This is a genomic window from Paenibacillus sp. Paensp38, from assembly GCF_059491915.1.
In genome coordinates this window covers 4,003,980-4,022,034 of the sequence record NZ_CP168516.1, presented here as the reverse complement: position 1 = coordinate 4,022,034, position 18,055 = coordinate 4,003,980, and the positions used below count along the sequence as shown (strand labels likewise).

General features: G+C 44.4%; 16 protein-coding genes. 12 read left to right on the top strand and 4 right to left on the bottom strand.

The window, feature by feature from the left end; genetic code table 11:
• Positions 1–99 precede the first annotated feature (99 nt).
• The gene (gene aroD, locus ACEN8J_RS17760) at positions 100–864 is read left to right on the top strand and encodes a type I 3-dehydroquinate dehydratase (protein ID WP_341038806.1); all 765 of its coding nucleotides are present in this window, start codon (positions 100–102) and stop codon (positions 862–864) included.
• 111 nt (positions 865–975) lie between these two features.
• Here aroD and ACEN8J_RS17755 read toward each other — a convergent pair whose 3' ends face one another.
• The gene (locus ACEN8J_RS17755) at positions 976–1,548 is read right to left on the bottom strand and encodes a shikimate kinase (RefSeq protein WP_029517614.1); all 573 of its coding nucleotides are present in this window, start codon (positions 1,546–1,548) and stop codon (positions 976–978) included.
• A 554-nt stretch (positions 1,549–2,102) separates the two neighbouring features.
• Here ACEN8J_RS17755 and ACEN8J_RS17750 point away from each other — a divergent pair.
• The 3 genes from ACEN8J_RS17750 to ACEN8J_RS17740 all read left to right on the top strand — a co-directional run bounded on the left by ACEN8J_RS17750 (position 2,103) and on the right by ACEN8J_RS17740 (position 5,032).
• Complete coding sequence (locus tag ACEN8J_RS17750; protein ID WP_029517613.1) at positions 2,103–2,795, top strand: pectate lyase; 693 nt, start codon at positions 2,103–2,105, stop codon at positions 2,793–2,795.
• Positions 2,796–2,941: 146 nt separating this feature from the next.
• On the top strand, positions 2,942–3,979 hold the full coding sequence (locus tag ACEN8J_RS17745) for an aminoglycoside phosphotransferase family protein (protein WP_495593800.1): 1,038 nt from the start codon (positions 2,942–2,944) through the stop codon (positions 3,977–3,979).
• Between the two features lie 54 nt (positions 3,980–4,033).
• Entirely contained in the window at positions 4,034–5,032 is a 999-nt protein-coding gene (locus ACEN8J_RS17740) for a glycosyltransferase (RefSeq protein ID WP_495593799.1), read from the top strand.
• A gap of 123 nt (positions 5,033–5,155) precedes the next feature.
• On the opposite strand, the gene ACEN8J_RS17735 is transcribed toward ACEN8J_RS17740, so the two are convergent.
• Together ACEN8J_RS17735 and ACEN8J_RS17730 are read right to left on the bottom strand one after the other, a co-directional pair.
• Complete coding sequence (locus ACEN8J_RS17735; protein WP_495593798.1) at positions 5,156–5,647, bottom strand: DUF1036 domain-containing protein; 492 nt, start codon at positions 5,645–5,647, stop codon at positions 5,156–5,158.
• A 129-nt stretch (positions 5,648–5,776) separates the two neighbouring features.
• Positions 5,777–6,985: an MFS transporter gene (locus ACEN8J_RS17730; protein WP_029517609.1), complete on the bottom strand. Its 1,209-nt coding sequence runs from the start codon at positions 6,983–6,985 to the stop codon at positions 5,777–5,779.
• Positions 6,986–7,201: 216 nt separating this feature from the next.
• Between ACEN8J_RS17730 and cysK the strand changes: the two genes are divergently transcribed.
• Positions 7,202–8,125, top strand: coding sequence for a cysteine synthase A (cysK, locus tag ACEN8J_RS17725; protein WP_029517608.1), 924 nt, complete (start codon positions 7,202–7,204; stop codon positions 8,123–8,125).
• A 944-nt stretch (positions 8,126–9,069) separates the two neighbouring features.
• Here the strand turns inward: cysK and ACEN8J_RS17720 are convergent.
• Positions 9,070–9,198, bottom strand: coding sequence for a hypothetical protein (locus tag ACEN8J_RS17720; protein ID WP_256026159.1), 129 nt, complete (start codon positions 9,196–9,198; stop codon positions 9,070–9,072).
• Between the two features lie 326 nt (positions 9,199–9,524).
• On the opposite strand from ACEN8J_RS17720, the gene ACEN8J_RS17715 reads away from it, so the two are divergent.
• From ACEN8J_RS17715 to ACEN8J_RS17685, 7 genes are all read left to right on the top strand, one after another.
• Entirely contained in the window at positions 9,525–9,686 is a 162-nt protein-coding gene (locus ACEN8J_RS17715) for an epilancin family lantibiotic (protein WP_080561132.1), read from the top strand.
• 66 nt (positions 9,687–9,752) lie between these two features.
• Complete coding sequence (locus tag ACEN8J_RS17710) at positions 9,753–10,694, top strand: S8 family serine peptidase (RefSeq protein WP_209018268.1); 942 nt, start codon at positions 9,753–9,755, stop codon at positions 10,692–10,694.
• 4 nt (positions 10,695–10,698) lie between these two features.
• Entirely contained in the window at positions 10,699–13,782 is a 3,084-nt protein-coding gene (locus tag ACEN8J_RS17705; RefSeq protein ID WP_069012912.1) for a lantibiotic dehydratase, read from the top strand.
• Positions 13,783–13,792: 10 nt separating this feature from the next.
• A complete protein-coding gene (locus ACEN8J_RS17700) occupies positions 13,793–15,064 on the top strand; it encodes a lanthionine synthetase C family protein (protein WP_069012940.1) in 1,272 nt (423 codons plus the stop codon).
• A gap of 15 nt (positions 15,065–15,079) precedes the next feature.
• Positions 15,080–15,637 (top strand): DUF5823 family protein, encoded by a 558-nt coding sequence (locus tag ACEN8J_RS17695; protein WP_016819877.1) that lies wholly within the window; start codon positions 15,080–15,082, stop codon positions 15,635–15,637.
• Between the two features lie 14 nt (positions 15,638–15,651).
• A complete protein-coding gene (locus ACEN8J_RS17690; protein WP_081317629.1) occupies positions 15,652–17,445 on the top strand; it encodes an ABC transporter ATP-binding protein in 1,794 nt (597 codons plus the stop codon).
• 15 nt (positions 17,446–17,460) lie between these two features.
• Complete coding sequence (locus ACEN8J_RS17685; RefSeq protein WP_069012913.1) at positions 17,461–18,051, top strand: accessory gene regulator AgrB; 591 nt, start codon at positions 17,461–17,463, stop codon at positions 18,049–18,051.
• The last annotated feature ends 4 nt before the right edge of the window (positions 18,052–18,055 follow it).

Genomic DNA, 18,055 nt, shown 5'->3' with positions numbered 1-18,055 from the left:
CGACTGGATCATATCATCTGCATGCTTATTCAGAATGCGTTATACTATGAATTATTGTACATGTTCGACTTGAAACTGTAATTTGGGAGTGAGATAGAGATGGCTAAAATCGTAAAGGTGAAAGATGTCCTGATTGGTGAAGGAGCGCCAAAAATTTGTGTGCCCATGGTGGGAGAAACGTTGGAGCAGTTGAAGGAAGAAGCTACTTATTTACGTACGCTCGACCTGGATATCGTGGAGTGGAGAGTCGATTTTTTCGAGCATGTGGAGGATTTGGAAAAGGTAAAATCTGCCTTACATGAAATTCGGTCTATTTTAGCCAATGTTCCGCTCGTATTTACGTTCCGTAGCGCTCGGGAAGGCGGAGAAAAGGAAATCAGTGCGGCGAGTTATGTGGAATTGAATCGTACAATAGCCGCAACGGGGCAAGTCGAACTTATTGATATAGAGCTTTTTAATGAGGAAGGCGATGTGAAGACGCTGGTAGAAGCAGCACACAAGCATAACGTGTATGTGATTATATCTAATCATGACTTTCATAAGACACCGTCGAAGGAGGAGATTGTTTCCCGGTTATGTAAGGCGCAGGAATTGGGAGGCGATCTGCCTAAGATAGCAGTGATGCCGACCAATACAGCCGATGTGCTCACTTTGCTGGATGCCACGCGTACTATGGCAGAAGAGCATGCAGATCGGCCGATTATTACGATGTCGATGGCGGGGAAAGGTGTCGTGAGCCGCCTGACCGGAGAACTGTTTGGTTCGGCTTTGACCTTTGGTGCCGCTAAGAAAGCTTCCGCACCGGGGCAGATTCCTGTCACTGAACTGAGAGAGATATTGACGGTGCTGCATAGCCATTCTTAAAAGATGGATGGCATACTCGCCAGTTAGTAATTAGTAATATATCCACAATGAATTAAAAAGGAGGGCCCCCATGCGATAAGCATGCTGGAGCCCTCCTTTTTGGTGTAACTCTTAATTCAATCCCCGAGTAGGTTCATATAACTCCCAACCTAGATTCAGCGTTTGAATAATATAGTCTGCGACTTCTTCCGCATCCAACTGATCTGTATCGATCTTGGAGTGATTCACCGCGTAGATGTCCTGTCTGGAACGGAATAAATCCTCAATTTCCCCTAAAGTCTTGTTTTGTAGATTAGGACGGGTGTCAATCAGCATCTTGAGCCGATCTTTCCAGGAATCCCAATTTAAATCCAAGAAGAAAACAATCGATGAAGCCAAACAAGCTTGCTTCACCTCTTCCTGTAAAAATGCACCACCGCCAACGGAAATGATTTTAAGGCGTGTGTTGCTGCACAGCTTCAAAATATGCTCTTTTTCAATCTCACGGAAACGCTTCTCTCCATAAGTCTTGAAAATCTCTGTTGTTGGCATGTTGTACTCTTGTTCAATCTCCTGGTCAATGTCCACGAAATCGCGATACAGCTTGCGCGCTAGATGGGAACCGATCGTTGTTTTACCTACACCCATAAAGCCGATGAGCACAATATTTTGTTCTTTTAATGGAATCTCACTATTGTTTTGCACGATAACCACTCTTTTCTCACCAGTAATGTTGAGATGTAACGCTTCAAAGCACTAAATACATTATACGTTCATCAAACGTGTCATTCAATAGTATAGATCACATCAGCAATGAGGTATACGATAAAAGGGACTCTGAATACCAATTAAGTGATAAACAGCAGGCAAACGAAACAAGGTATTCAAGTATTGTTTAATGTGTAAATTGAAGAAAAACAAACTTGTGAAAGTATAAAAGAGGCAATTTTATGTACTAAATTGAAAAAAAGGACATATTTTGCCGAGAAATATATTGAAATTACTGGAAGTGTGATTATAATAGAATTATACAAATTGTAAATGTAATCGCTCTATTTACAATTTGTGCTTTATATAATTTATGAGACAAAATTACTTTGAACCAAAAACCAAGTATACATATGCAAATAGTTGAATGATGCTTTATAGACGTGTATCGGTCATTGGGTTCATTGTGCGAAGGTGGTGATACGGTCTACACGTTCTAGTCAACGAAGAGTTGGAACAATGAAAAATATCTACGAGAGGGATGAATTGACATGAAAACAAACACAGCTAACGTATTGAAAAAGGGAATCAGTATCGCTTTATCAGGAATGTTGGTCGCCTTATTTGTCGGCAATTATTCTGCACATGCAGCTCCAGAAGTCGTTCATAAGACCATACTTGTTAAAGCTGGAGAAGTTTACGATGGTAAAGGCAAGACTGTAGTGGCTGATCCCGATACCTTGGGAGATGGAAGCCAGAAAGAGGCCCAAAAGCCTATTTTCAAGCTTGAAAATAATGCAACACTGAAAAATGTGATCATCGCTGCCCCTGCTGCGGATGGGGTGCATGTATATGGCAACGGCACAATCTCCAACGTAACGTGGGAGGATGTCGGTGAAGATGCCTTGACGCTTAAAGAACCAGGCACGGTAAACATTACGGGTGGTGGAGCGTTCCACGCATATGATAAAGTATTCCAAATTAATGCCGAAGGTACGATTAACATTAAAAACTTTAGAGCCGATGATATCGGTAAGCTGGTTCGCCAACTTGGGGGCTCTACATTCAGAGTGAATATGACTTTGGATAACTCGGATATTTCCAATGTAAAGGACTCGATCCTGAGATCGGACGGTCCTAACAGCAAAGCTAAAATTACGAATACTCGTTATCATAATGTAAAACAATTGTTCAAAGGTTTTAAATCCAGTAATACGAGTGAATCCGGCAATACTCAATATTAATTGGTATAGAAGAGAGTAAGGATAGGAGTACGGATGTGATAAGGGGCTGCCCAACAGGTCGTATGATCTGCTTGGGCAAGCCCCTTTTTGGGTGCAGCGAGTTACCCCAAAATGATCTGGGCTTCGTTCGGAACGAGGACTGTGATATGATCGTGCTATTACATTTTATACAAAAAAGTTGGGTGGCTATGAATCCTTTTCATAAATATGTGAATGTTGACGGTACCTTAAATGATACGCTGGTGCGGAATCGTGAGGTTTTATATACAGGTACGAATGGCCGGCATGTGGAACGTTTTTACGTGTCATCCTCTGAAAGTTATATATTTAAACCGCTAACCAACGATGATCAGAAGGGGCGGGAGAGATGGGTGTATGAGCATGTGCTTCCTGCGTTATCACCGATCTATCCCCGATTGCTAGCCTGGTCTGATGCAGGTGTGGATGGCGGAGAAGAATGGATGGTTTTTGAGGATCTTGGTCCGTTACATCATCTACACGCAGACGAAACTTTATTGCGAGCTGTTAGACTTGTTGCATGGTGGCATGCTTTGCCGACGGATCGTTTTGCTGGGATACCGCTGCGGGGACCAAAGCCACTCATTCAGGAGATGGTTTCCGAGCTATACACGCGCAAGCCGGATGTGTTACAGCTTTGCAGCTCACTAGGATTATCTAAGCAACAGATGCAGCGTATGTATGTACAGCTGGAGCATGTATCTTTTTCACAGCAGCTTGTACTGTCTCATGGTGATCTTCATCCGGGGAACTATGCGCTGAGCGGGGAACGGCTTATGGTGCTGGATTGGGAGCATACTCATCTGAACACACCGCTGTGGGATGTATATCACCTGATCGACATGTCCCATCCGTTGTTTCCCCGACGCATGACGTCCGAATTGCGTATTCGTATACTGGACACCTACGTGGAGCAGCTGGAGCTGTTGGGGATAAGAGTGGATCGAACGGCTTTTATGCTGGAATATGGCATGTTTGCTGTGGTATTTTCGCTCTGGATGCTGTTGTTAATCACAAGTGATTTGCAAAGGATTGGAACGCACCTGCATAGAAACGGCGACAAATGGTCAAAAGAGCAATTAGAGTCCCAGTTGGACGAAACGTTAGCCTGTTTGAACCAGTGTGCTGCGATGATGGATTGGGGACAAGCCCAGCGATGTAGATAGTAGCTTAAGACATAGACTGTATTTAGTTAGCCAAAGAAGGTAGGGAATATATCCATGAAAAAAGTTGGTTTGGTCATGAGAAAAATACAATTTGCTGAAGCACAGGGTCCGCGTATTTTCGCAGAACGTCTGAAGCAAATCGGGTTGGAATTGGGGGTGAACATCGTATTTGTATCACCGGAGCGCCATGTGAGCAGTCATGACTGGCTTCCGGGTTATGAACACGAAAAAGGCGACCTGGTCAATTATGACGTCGTACTGGACCAACTCCATGAGCAGCAGATTGAGCACGTTATTTATACGGTATCTGGCTTTACCTATTTGAACATGTTTTTTAAAAACAGCGTGCTTTTTCCGCATAGTTTTCCTGATCCGGCACTGACAGGCTATGAAATGATGAAGCCTTTTTATCAGATCGTGGACAAGGCTATCGTACAGACTGCCTTTCTCAAGCAGGAGATGGCTTCGAAGTTTGGCGTAACCGATGTGACAGTCATCCCGATCGGATTTAATGAGCGGCTGGTGGAAAAGCATTTTGATCCCTCGCAAGTGGTAGAGAACCGGGTGATGTGGATTGGTAGAGATGAGGAGAACCGACGTCCGGATTTGGTACTGGAGTATGCGAGGCATAATCCTGACAAGGATGTCTATATGGTATTTGGCGGTGAACGCTACAAGGAAAGTATGAAGAAATATGATATCCCGGACAATGTTAAACTTCAATTTGCGTTGACGCAAGATGAGGTGTTTGCGCTGATGAACACGGCGAAGGTGTACTGGAGCTGCTCCAAATTTGATACGTTCGCCATGCCGCTGACCGAAGCGCTCGCTATGGGTAAAATCGTGGTTAAGCCAGAGCATCCTTGCTATGGACATATCAGCTCTACGCATTCTTTTTCAGGGAATGAGAAAAACTGGTTTGAGCTGGTCAATATGGCTGCCGCCTCACCCCGTCGGGTTTCTACAGAAAATCAGGCATACGCCATGGAACAGTTTTCAAGTCAGGTGATGAAGCGGGGATACCGAGACTTTTTTGATCATTGGTTAAGCTGAGCAGCGAGGCAAAATACTGTGGTTGTAACACGCATCTGCGCGTCCATATGAAAACAAAAATAACCCGCAAGGGGGTCACTTTTTTCAAAATGTCCATCTTGTGGGTTACGGTTCATCATTGACTTATCGTTTGGACTTTACTGGAACCGGGGTTCCTTTTTTAAAGCGAACCGGTCTTCTCGGAATTCTGTTAATGCCGGAGTCCTCCGATTTGGAAGGTAATGCTCTACGAGTTTTCTTTGTTGACAGTAAGCTTTGATTGGTTCTGCTGAACTCAACAGTGTAATTGTCTACAGATGAATCAATGGCAAGTCGGCGCATCCCCACTCGTCTGGATGATCCACTGCTATCGTTCCAACACCAATGAAAATCATGGTCAGTACTTCTCGGAAGCCGTGTGCGGTACGTACCACGCCACGAATTAGAGTGATCTTCAGCATAATAGTAGAATGTGGTTCCCCCTACAGAACCGCTCCATACTTCCCTCGTACTACCTGGCTCTATCCGATACCAGCCCATTTTAGAATAATTGGTGGGGTGACAGTCGGAATCAGGATAAGCATAGGCAGCATAGATCGTGTTACTCGTGTTGTTTGTAAAAAAAAGGCTCATCATACACACTTCTTTCCTCATAAATTGGTATTACAATGTTATACTATGAGGAATTTGGAGGAAGAGAGTGGACAATATCTCTCAATCTATGAAAAATGAACCATTCGTTTACGTCCAACTTGCTAAACGATTCTATGATTGTATCTCCGCTATCGCTTCAGTATGAGCTGTCTTGCGATCCACAATGTAGCTAACTACCATGAGTAGCAGACCGCCGACAGTAATTAGCGATGCAACCCATGGAATAGCGGCTAGCCCCATTTGATTAATAACAACTCCCCCGATAAAAGCGCCGCCTGCGTTGCCCAGATTCAATGCGGAATGGCTGGAGGTAGAGGCAAGCAAAGGAGCCTCATAGGCCAGATTCATGATGCGAACCTGAATACCCGGCATGATGCCGAACGCAGCAATGCCCCAGATAAAGACAGTAATAACCGCCAGTACCTTGTTTTGAAGCGTAAACGTCAGAATGGCCAAAATAATAGCCAGTACAGCATAGTTTGCGATCAGGGATGGCAGCAGTTTCCAATCCGCAAGCTTGCCGCCAACGATGTTGCCGATCGTTACCCCTAGGCCAAACAGGACGAGAATCCAGGTAATGCTATGCTCGGCAAAGCCACTAATATCCGTAAGCAAAGGCGTAATGTACGTAAAGACAGTGAACAGACTGCCACAACCGACTGCACCTGTGAGCAACATCAGCAGCACTTTTGGATTAAACAGGCTTCGGACTTCTTGTTTGAGACTGGAAGGCTTGTCCTGATGAATCACCGGAATATAACGAATGATACCAAACAGAGAAATCAAGCCGATGACCACAATGGCTCCAAAGGAAGCACGCCAGCCGAGTTGTTGTCCGATAAAGGTACCAAAGGGTACGCCTATAATGTTCGCCACGGTCAAACCGGTCAGCACCATAGAAATAGCACCCGCACGCTTGTCAGGACGAACCAGTCGGGCAGCGATCAGGGAACCAGCTCCCAAAAAGGTTCCGTGCGATAGTGCAGTAGCCATACGGGCCGCAATCAGAAACTCGTAATTGGGAGCAATGACGGAAAAAAGATTGCCTAAAATGAATATGATCATTAGCAGACATAGCAGCTTTTTCTGTGGTACCTTATGGGTTAATACGGTAAGCACAGGTGCACCAATAGCCACACCAAGTGCGTAACTGGTAATTAACTGCCCGGCTTGCGGAATTGTAACATGAAGATCATGGGCTACATTGGGCAGTAGTCCCATAATGACGAATTCGGTCATGCCAATGGCGAAGGCACCAAGGGTCAACCATAGCAAGGAGGGAGGGAAGCGGTTTGCTGTCATATTTTCTTGAGTACTCATAAGTGTCTTGTATCCTCCTGAAAAAATAGTAATGCGAGTATATCACTACAGGCGATATCTGGCGACCCATTTTGCAAGAATTTTACATACTAAGTTGATAAGTTTTATGTAATTTACAAAAGCGACAGGTAGGAAGGAGCCAAGTGTGTTATTTTGGTAGTATGATATGAAGATCGTAAATAACGTTGTAAGGAACGATCCAAGGAGGATACAACGATGGCACCTAAAGTGGTATATAGTATTACAGATTTAATAGGAGATACACCTTGTGTAAGGCTCCAACGGCTCACAGGGCCGCAGGATGCGGAAGTGTATGTGAAGCTGGAGTATTTTAATCCAAGCGGCAGTGTTAAAGACCGGGCGGCGGGCAACCTGATTGCCGAAGCGGAAAAGGCAGGACATCTAAAGCCGGGAGGCACCATTATTGAACCGACGAGTGGCAACACGGGAATTGGCCTTGCGATGAATGCGGCAGCCCGAGGTTACCGTGCGATTTTGGTGATGCCCTCGAATATGACGAAGGAACGGGTCAACATTTTAAAAGCCTACGGGGCTGAGGTCGTACTGACACCAGCAGAAGAACGGATGCCAGGAGCAATTCGCAAGGCACTTGAACTGGGGGCTGAAATTGAAGGGAGCTTTATCCCGCATCAATTTGAAAATGAGGCAAACCCCGATATCCACCGTACGACCACAGCACTTGAAATTTTGGAACAGACGGAAGGGAAACTGGATGTGTTCGTCGCTTCTTCGGGAACGGGCGGTACCATTACGGGAACGGGTGAAGTGCTGCGTCAGCATTTGCCAGATCTGCGGATTGTTGTAGTTGAGCCGAAGGGCTCGCCAGTACTATCTGGGGGAAAACCCGGTCCACATAAGCTGGTTGGCACCAGTCCAGGCTTTGTTCCCACCGTGCTGAATACGGAAGTGTATGACGAAATCGTGCAGGTTTCGGATGAGGATGCGATTGCTACGACACGGGCGATTGCTGCCCAGGAAGGGATTCTGGTGGGCCCCTCTAGCGGAGCTACGATATGGACGGCGATTCAGGAAGCTCGGCGTTTGGGAGCAGGCAAACGGGTACTTTGCATTGCCCCGGATACCGGAGAGCGATATCTGAGCATGGGGATATTCGGATAAAAAGATGTGGATTGGGACCAAAGTGATTCGACTCATTTATATGTAGTATGATCCAGCCTCATTAAGTGAAGTAACAAAAGTGAATTGGCGATATGGCAATCAAGAATACACAAGTATAACAAGATGACTCCTGGAGCGCCTACTTCTTCACTAGCCTATTATAGCTCGACCTTGAAATATTATCTTTGAAAGAATAAAGGATGATGGGAGCGATATAGTAGATTCTTTTTCAATGGAGGAACATAGACATTGAATACATCCTTTTCATAATTCATAGGTTAATTTCACTCCTGACAATTAATAAGCCACAATCCATAAGGTTGTGGCTTATTAATTGTCGATTATAGCTTATATTCGTGAGAATTTTAAAAGTCTCACGGTTCATGCTCCGTTCTTCGATCTTATTTGTCTCTTCAGGATCCTCTTGAAAAACCCAAATAATCAGAGAAGGAAACACCGAGCCTATTATCCATTTCAGCAAGAGCTGCCTCAAACGGGTCAACTTATTAGTTGACTGCTTAAATGGTTGTGGAAAATAGTATAATGTACGCTGACATTTTTTGGCTTCTCTAATATTCGTGCAGCGATTATACCCAATTCAAGCTATTTATCAAAAATATGCAGCGGCTACGCAAGTGGGTTGATCGGTTGTCCACGTATCGATTGTGACCACTCGCACACCATCAGGCCACAACTCTTCCGAACGCACCTATAGAGGTTAAATGGACTGAACAGCAAACGATCGCTCGCTGCCTCACTTTTCATATTTTTGGCGGCTAGTACGTTTCCACTAAAGACTTCGCGCAAGACGTACAATTTTTCATTGCCTTTTTCCGGCTGGACTCCACCCATAGACAAGAGAACGTCACCGTTTTGTTCCGTCGTTTCGGCCAGTATCGTACGAATATGGTCATCGAGATGCAGCAAAAAGAGCTTGATATCGCTCAACAGATTTTGGGTACTTGTTGGGATGCCTGTAGTGCGTCAGTCAGTTCCTTTACAGTCATGTCCTGTTTGAATCGCAGTTCGTCCACAAGAGCCAGCACATCGTAGCCATAGGACGAGCGCTTCATGCTAAGCATCTCTTCTTCAGCCGATTTATACGAGACACCTGTATAAGAACATATCGGATTCTTGCAAGCATACGCCATGCTCTAAGCGTCAATCGTTTCGCTCTGTGTCGGTATTTTTTTATGCCATGCCGCATGGGCAGCAAAATGACTGCAATTTAGGAGGTTTGGAATACCTTTCAGGAATAAAGTATAAAAAACGGGAGAATTAGATATATTCTTTATTCATCGACAGCAAGATATGACATACGGTCACTCACAATAAACGTGATTTAGGGGTACCACTGAAATCATGTTTATTATAATCTAATTCAGAGAGGAAGAGGAAAATGAAAGTAGATCAAATGTTTGACCTTGATTTAAGAAAGAGCTATGAGGCCAGTGAGCTTAGCCCACAAGCTTCAATCATCAAAACAACCATTAAGGTATCCAAAGCAGTATGTAAAACTCTTACCTGTATCTGTACCGGTTCTTGTTCCAATTGTAAATAATTCATAAGCGATTCGTAAGTCAGGGGTAGTGAAATAGGCTACCCCTACTTACATTATGGAGATTGCATGATAAAACCTAATATATACAATTGGCATGTAGCCCGGCTGACCGATCATTTTAGTTGTGGTGCAACTGTTGGTCAGCCGCTTACTATCCTGTTTATTGATACAGGCGTCGATAAATCCCACTCAGAGATCCAAGGTAATCTAGTTGAGGCAGAATGCAAGTCATTTGTACCTTATGAGCCTTGTCTAAGCGATTACGTCGGGCATGGTACACAAATGGTTAGCTCTGTTACCGGCAAATATATATTGAAGGGGATATGCCCTTTCGCTCGGGTTGTTGTCTACAAAATTACGGACAAAAAAGGAATAAGCAAGCTTGAATGGTTGTATAGAGCGCTGGAAGAGGGTATTGCTAAAGGATATCCAATTATCAACGTCAGCTATCGTACAGAATATGAGGTCGACTTATTCGAGTTCAATAGGTTTCAGGCTTTGGTTGACTGCGCCAATGCGCAAGGCATATGGGTAGTCTGTTCCGCAGGAAACGATGGACGCGATATTACGCAGGAGTACAGAGTACCTGCGAATTTAAAGGGAGTATACCCAATTGGATCAACTAATAAGAACGGGGATATCTCCGGGTTCAGCAATACGCTCAACGATCAATTTTTTGCGCCGAGTGGTGATGAGTATGAAATCAATTACAACAATGATTGGGTAATGGTTGCCAAATCGAGCTTCGACACAGAGGATTACTTATATGAAGTGCTGGGATTTGACAAAGCATACACAGTGGGTATCGGTACGAGTATTGCCAGCGCCTTATTCAGCGGAGTTGTTGCCTCTCTTAGCGGAGAGCTTATCGCGCAGGGGATGAATGCCGGACGCACAGAAATGGAGTGTCTGCTCCGTCAAGGCGCGAGACTGATTGATGTTCAGCGGAATTATTATGAAGTAAGCCTTGCCGGTTCAATTCGTGCTTTAAGACAGATGAGAGGTTGATTGCATGTTGGAGAACTTTGAAATCTCGGAAAATTACATGTACCGGAAAACGTTGCTTGGCATGGAGTATTATACGCAGATATTTGATCATGAACAACTAGATGATGATGAATACCTTGACAGACTTGTACGGTTCGTTCAGCAGCAGGGGTTGATAGATTCCATTTATGTCTCCAGCCCCTCGACCTACGCTGCACTGCAAAGCCTGGAACAAGGCAGAACATTGAAGTCCAAAAAAAAGCGGAATCTTATCCTAAGTCTAAGCAAGTTCATTTCGCGGGCAATTTGTAGACCAACACCGTTTGGACTGTTCGCGGGAGTAGGCATTTCCCGATTTGGAAAAACGGGAGGCGCCGGGGAACATGTCGTCTGGGCAACTCCGGATTATAGCCTAATTTACCGCTTAATAGGGCTTTTCCATGGGGATACGGATGTCCGCAATGAATTGAGACTGAGTGTAAATAACACCTCTTACATTGACCATCACAGGCTCGTCATCTCTTATCAGACTCTGTTTGCAGCAGATCAGGAGGAACGAAGCACTGAAAATATATCTATTCTCAAAACCCCGGTCATAGATTTCATCATGAAGATCCTTGATAAAGAGCAGCAGACTTTTCTGCAGCTTATGCAAGCTATAAAAGACGCCTTCGGCGTGGATGACACGATCAGCACAGATTTTTTGCAGCAATTGATAGAACAAGGCTTTTTGGTAAGTGAGATGATTCCCAATCCTCGGGATAGCGCTCCTCTGGCGCATCTGATACGTACACTAAAGCTGCTTGCTACTCCCAAGGCAGCATATTACTCAGATATTTTGGAGAGAGTTGGACAAGCCATTCAGGACATTACAGTTGCTGCGGTCAAACGCGAAGGCATTGAGGCTGTCCGAAAACTAGTCCAGCTTATCCTTCCCGATTATCAGGGCGACTTGGTCAAAATAGACGTAAGACTGAATCAGGTAAATGAAATTCTATTGTCGGACAGCGATAGGCAATCGTTGGCCCAAATAGCTTCAATATTGAGCATGCTTTCTACGTACAGGAAAGAGGATACACTTTCCGACTATCGTCAGCAATTTACTGAGAAGTACGGAGTATATGAAGAAGTGCCCTTATTGCAGTTGTTCAGTAAAACCTTGGGGCTCGGCAAACCTGAAGAGTACAAGAGCCACTACCAGAACGGAGATAAGTACAGGCACAAGGATGAAGGCAGGTTCCGACAGCTTAAGGCGCTAATTGCGGAGTGGCAGACCGAAGCGCTTGTCAATCATTCGGATATCGTGCTTGACGAGGTCAAAATCCAACAGCTGTCTGAATTGAGTCTGGAGAATGTCCATGTCTCGTTCGATTTGTATTATTCCTGCATGGAGAATGAGCAAGGTGAAGTTACGTTTTATTTAAACAACAGAGCCGGATCATTGGAAGCGTGTCAGAGCTTCGGAAGATTTGCCTACATGTTTGACAAGGATAGCCGTGATGAAATCTTCAATTTTGTCAGGAACCCGAAGGATCAGAAAGCAGGGGAGAGCGCCGCTGAAATCTCATTTTACCCATTCAGTCCCAAAATAACTAATATTATGACGGCAGGCCCGACACCAGACCAATCTATGGATATGGCCACGTTTCCCGAGAATCGGAAATTAGATGTTTCCCAGCTGCTGGTAGGGGTGGAGGATTCGGGATACTTTTATCTGAAGCACAGGGAAACAGGCGAACTGGTATTTCCCAAACTCAGCAGCATGTACAATACAGAGCTGGCGCCTTATCTGATCCGGTTTCTGAATGATATTAATCTGCAGTATCAGACCGGATGGTCCCATCTGGAGGAGTATCTCTATGATTCTTCTTTTACACCGAGAGTAACCTATAAAAATATCATCATCTGCCCCAAAAAATGGACATTATATGCGGATAAACAGCTCCAGAGCGAAGAACAGTTTCTGTCCTTTCTGGAGGATTGGATCATAAAGTATAACATTCCGCGATATGTATATTTGGTGGAGCTGGACAATAAGCTGTTGCTGGATTTGGATCGCCATCATCATCGAAAGCTTTTGCACAAAGAATATACCCGGAATCCGGAAGGCAAGGCGGCCGTTATTATGGAAACGGAGAAAGAATTGTTCGCTTCCGCTAACCGATATATGGAGGAGTGCGTATTTTTTTGCAAAAGCCCGATGTTTCAGTACTTGCCGATAGACAGATTGTCTGCACAGGCTACCGATAAAAGCTTAAATAAAGTGCTGAGTTCTTCGGTGAATGCCGTTTATTATCCAGGTTCGGATTGGATATCCCTGCAGGTATATTACAATCAGGAAATGCTAACCGATTTGCTGGGCAGTGCGTTTAAGACATTCATGGACAATAGCGCCGAGTACTTCATTGACCAGGTTTTTTTTGTCCAGTATGCAGATAAGGAGCCGCATATCAGGCTAAGGTGCAAAATGTCGGGAAGCGTAGAGCATCAGCGTTTCACGGCCTTGAACTATGTTTTTGATTTCCTGAATACTGTAACCTCGTCCGGATTGGTTAGTTCCTATTCGGTTGTTCCTTACCGGCCTGAAATTTTGCGGTATGGCGGCGCAGCCTTCATTGAACAAGCGGAGAGGTTATTTGCTATCGATTCTTATCTAGTTTCAGGCTATTATGCAGGCAAGAGGTCAATTAATGCAACCGATCAGATGTTATTTTGCTGTACCGGACTTTTTGAGGTTGTGAACTGCGCGTATCCGCTGGCAGAAGATCAATTGAAGGCTATGGCTGCGATTATTGATCCAAAGAAATTCAGACAGGAGTATCGGGAACACAAAGAAGCGCTATTCCAAAGAATTCAACAGACCCGTTCCATATCCTTGCCAGCAAGCGATACAGGCGACAGGTTGCGGCAATACGCTGCATATTTCACGGCTATCCGGGAAGCTGACGACAGAACCAATTATTACGATGATATTATGTTCAGCATCATGCACATGTTCTGCAACAGAGTGTTCGGCCTGGACCGGGAAAAGGAAGAGCTTGCCCTACACCTGTGCTACTACAGTTTGGAAGATTATTTACAGGTAAGCAAATACCATGTTGCTTATTGAGGAGGAGCTTATGGCGGTCAAACAAGTCCCGGGAAATTTATCTGAAATAGTCAGGCAAAGCGCAGAAATTTACAAAGATATAGATACTGTAACCCTGCTAATCAAGAAGCACGCCATGCATGATTACCCTGAAATGGAGCTGATATCATTGGCTTCAGGATATCCCGGGATCAGCCTTCTTCTGGATAAACTAGATGAAGTCTACCCGGGGGAAGGGTGGGATGCGCTTGCTTTCAAGTACAATCAGGAGATTGTGCGCTTAATCGGCAATATACCGTTCCATTCATTGTCACTGTATACCGGATTGGCAGGTGTTATTTATCTGTTCAACGAGTGTTCAAGAGGTTCAACAAGATATACGAATGTGCTCTCACAGACGCTGGATATGTTTCTTAGCAGCTATGGGGAATTCTATGAGGAGACAAGGGGGAAATTGGAAGACTCCTTGATTGAGGATAGCGACTTGGATTTGATTTCAGGATGGACGGGGATTGCAGCTGCATTAATGGAGGTTAAGGAACGCCAAGACAGATACGCTGGGAAGCTGGATGCGGTGCTCCTTAAGATCCTTCAACTGATTACGGATGCTGTAGGCAAGCTGAGACATTTCGGGGAACTTCCCGAACAGACCATTTACTATAATCTTGGCATGGCGCACGGAATTACAGGAGCCATTAATTTGCTGGCTGTTGCACATCTCCGCCGCTACCCGTTAACAGGATTGAGAGAAGTACTGGAAGTTGCCAAGACTTTTCTACTCGGAAATATCAGAGAGTGGAACGGCACCCTTGTCATACCTAATATGTTCACACCGGATGAATCCGCAGAGACTAGTCGGAATCCAGGTTATCACAGAGATGCATGGTGTTACGGCACACCGGGAGCTTCTGTGGCTATGTTCCGGCTGGGATTGGCCCTGGAGGACAAAGCGCTGCAGCAGCAGGCTCTGCAATTGTTCAATACCGTCTACTCCAGACCAGATTCGCTAAGAAAGGTAATTTCACCGACGATCTGTCACGGCTATGCAGGCTTGCTCCTGATTCAGCACCATTTCAGCCGTACGGCAGCCATACCGTTCAAGAATGATTTTTTGCATCGTATGTTATCATACCGGAATACTCAAGAGGCAGTACCCTTTACAGACCTTGAGGGAAGAGTTGATGATCCGTTATCTCTCGATAAAGTAGGGCTGCTCGATGGATGTGCAGGTGTATTGCTGACACTGCTGACCTGTGATAATGAGAACTTGAGTACATGGAAGCAGATGCTGGTATTTAGCTAAAAGGAGGAGACGGTAATGTTCATTTTATTAAAAGAAATTATTACAGTCATGGTGGGACTGATTACCGATTTTCTCTCTTTTCAACTGGATGCATATTTTTATATTTGGTTTCTGGTCCTGTTTATTTCAAGCTTGGCAGCGACCCTGGTTCAACGAAGCGAAGGGACTATTACCTACAGCACAGCCGAATGTGTCGGAATAAATGTGCTAGTTGTCGTATTATACCTAGTAATCGGTACAATTTTGGCCAGATACTTTGCAAGTTTTGAGGATCAGCAGATTGTTGCTGGAGATAAGATTATGCTGTATAAAATTTCTTTTATGCTTACATCCGCTGTAATTATAGTGGATATTATACTAGATAGGTTGAAGAGAGGGCGGAAATTCTCCTACTCTTTGGAGTTTCTTGCCGGAAGCGCCGTGTGCTTCTTACTGTTCCAATTAAGCAACCAAACGGACTGGATAGGAACCAAGCTGTCGCTCTCCTATATTGTCATGGTAGCGATAGCCGCAGGTGTCTATACAATGGCAATGAAGTTTTTGCTAGAATACGAAAATCACAAAGAGAAATAGGTGATTAAGCCATAATGGAATTGAATATGGAGAGCACGGCATATAAAAAGATTGGTGAAGAAAAACAAACGGCCCATTCCTTGCTGGAGTTAATCAAAATTGCGAGATGGCCCAAGCTTGCGCTTGCTTGGAGCATCGTATTTACACTGATTTCCGCCGCTTTTTCATTAGTATTGCCGATCATTACAGGCAAGCTTGTCGATAAGATCTCAGCTATGGAGCTGACGATCCAGACCGCAGCTGTGCTTATTTCGCTGTTTCTGGCCGGAGGGATTTTAAACGCCGTGTCTTCTCTGCTCCTCAGATATGTGGGGAGCAAGTTTTTTCAGGAACTGCGACTGAAAATTTGGGAAAAAATTATCCATTTGCCGGTTAATTATTTTGATAACAACGAGAACGGCAAAATCATCAGCAGAATGACGAACGACCTTGCTATTGTAAGTAATTTTCTGGCTATCACTCTGCCTTCTATTCTGGCTGATGTCCTGATGGTCACTGGTTGCATCATCATGTTATTTGTGTTGGATTGGAGATTAATGAGTGTACTCGTTGCTCTGATTCCTATAACGGCGCTACTAATCTATCCCATTGGAAGAAGGATGAATAGAGTAGCGATTGAGGCACAGGATGCAGCCGCAGATTTTTCCGGTGAGTTATCCAAAATTCTCTATAACATCAGATTCATTAAAGCGACGACGTCGGAAAAGCTTGAAATGAAATATACTCGGGAGATACTTGGACGTATCTTTCGCTTGAACATCAAAGAGGGAATATTGTCAGCTGTCATTGAGCCGATTGTAACAATTATCATCATGCTAGCTTTGGTAGGAATGTTTTGGTATGGAAGCGCCGGCATTGCCGCTGGACATATCACTACAGGTACTTTGGTATCCATGATCTTTTATTTGTTTACAATGGTTTCGCCTCTGACCCAGCTCAGCAGTTTTTTCTCGCAGTATCAGAAGGCCAAGGGAGCAAGTAAGGAAATTTATACTATATATAACCAGCAGGATGAGAAGCAAGAAAAGTTAGGCAGTGTGCCGGACATGAAAAGTCATGATCAGAATTCGGATATCCTGCATTTTGCCAATGTTTCTTTCTCGTACAACCAGGGCCAACCGGTATTATCCAACGTGGAGTTAACCTTCAGAGGCGGTACCACTACAGCGATCGTAGGGCCTTCCGGCTCGGGAAAAACAACAATATTTTCTTTAATAGAGAAATTTTACTCAGAATATAATGGAGAAATCTATTACAATAATGTATATTTGGATAAGATTAGGACGGAAGAATGGCGTCGCAAAATATCCTATGTTATGCAGGATAGTGACTTACTGGTAGGATCAGTGAGAGACAATCTGGTATATGGCCTAAACAGAGACGCGGATGACCATGAGATTTATGCGGCTCTTGATACAGTAGGCTTGAAGGAGGTAATTTATCAATTACCGGATGGTTTGGATACCTTTGTTGGAGAAAGGGGAGTCAAATTATCGGGGGGACAGAAGCAGCGAATCCAGATTGCCAGATGCTTGCTTTCAGACCATGAGATTCTGCTGTTTGATGAAGCTACCGCCAATCTGGATAGCGAGTCAGAGCAGCTTGTACATGATGTAATCAAGCTTCTCTCCAAGAATAAAATGACCATTGTTATCGCTCATCGTTTGTCAACCATCTACAAAGCGGACCAGATAATCTTTTTGGATAAAGGAGAAGTAACGGGGGTAGGCACGCATCACGAATTAATGAGTTGGCATGATAAATATCGTGATTATGTTCAATTCCAGCTTCCTACACAATTAAGTTAGGGAGGGGCGGTGGCGTTGTATCATCAATTGTCAACGTGGATCATTGATAAATACTTTCAAGACGAAGAATTGGAAGCGGAGAAGCGTGCTTATGTGCTTTATTATCTAGAGAACATACTGGCTGGCACAGAAAAAATACTTCTTGTATTGGTCAGTGCCTGTTTGCTCGGTGTATTAGCCGAAACGGCTGCGATGCTGCTTTCCTATACAGTGGTCCGGCGAAAGTCCTTTGGCTGGCATGCTCGCAAGTCGCATCATTGCACCTGGGTCAGTCTACTGACCTTTGTGTTTCTTCCCTGGCTCTTAAAGGAAGTAGAATGGAACCGCTTTTTTTTGGCGACGCTCTGTCTGCTTTCTATCATTCTGATTGCCAGATACGCTCCGGCCGATACGGAGTGCAATCCATTGGTAGATCCGAAGTTAAGAAGAGCATGCAGATTACAAGCTATCTTTTTAAGTATAGTGTTTGTTTTCGTGGCCATCGCACTAGATTTTTATCCTTGGTTAATATTCGGGCTGTTTCTTGAAGCAGTCGTCATCACACCAGTATTCTATTCCATAATGAGAAGGAGTTATGCTAATTATGAACAATATCAAGAATATTAAAGAA

Coding starts and splice junctions, on each gene's coding strand:
- aroD (WP_341038806.1), top strand. CDS start 100: ATGGCTAAAATCGTAAAGGTGAAAGATGTCCTGATTGGTGAAGGAGCG.
- ACEN8J_RS17750 (WP_029517613.1), top strand. CDS start 2,103: ATGAAAACAAACACAGCTAACGTATTGAAAAAGGGAATCAGTATCGCT.
- ACEN8J_RS17745 (WP_495593800.1), top strand. CDS start 2,942: ATGATCGTGCTATTACATTTTATACAAAAAAGTTGGGTGGCTATGAAT.
- ACEN8J_RS17740 (WP_495593799.1), top strand. CDS start 4,034: ATGAAAAAAGTTGGTTTGGTCATGAGAAAAATACAATTTGCTGAAGCA.
- ACEN8J_RS17735 (WP_495593798.1), bottom strand. CDS start 5,647: ATGATGAGCCTTTTTTTTACAAACAACACGAGTAACACGATCTATGCT.
- ACEN8J_RS17730 (WP_029517609.1), bottom strand. CDS start 6,985: ATGAGTACTCAAGAAAATATGACAGCAAACCGCTTCCCTCCCTCCTTG.
- cysK (WP_029517608.1), top strand. CDS start 7,202: ATGGCACCTAAAGTGGTATATAGTATTACAGATTTAATAGGAGATACA.
- ACEN8J_RS17720 (WP_256026159.1), bottom strand. CDS start 9,198: ATGAAGCGCTCGTCCTATGGCTACGATGTGCTGGCTCTTGTGGACGAA.
- ACEN8J_RS17715 (WP_080561132.1), top strand. CDS start 9,525: ATGAAAGTAGATCAAATGTTTGACCTTGATTTAAGAAAGAGCTATGAG.
- ACEN8J_RS17710 (WP_209018268.1), top strand. CDS start 9,753: ATGATAAAACCTAATATATACAATTGGCATGTAGCCCGGCTGACCGAT.
- ACEN8J_RS17705 (WP_069012912.1), top strand. CDS start 10,699: ATGTTGGAGAACTTTGAAATCTCGGAAAATTACATGTACCGGAAAACG.
- ACEN8J_RS17700 (WP_069012940.1), top strand. CDS start 13,793: ATGGCGGTCAAACAAGTCCCGGGAAATTTATCTGAAATAGTCAGGCAA.
- ACEN8J_RS17695 (WP_016819877.1), top strand. CDS start 15,080: ATGTTCATTTTATTAAAAGAAATTATTACAGTCATGGTGGGACTGATT.
- ACEN8J_RS17690 (WP_081317629.1), top strand. CDS start 15,652: ATGGAATTGAATATGGAGAGCACGGCATATAAAAAGATTGGTGAAGAA.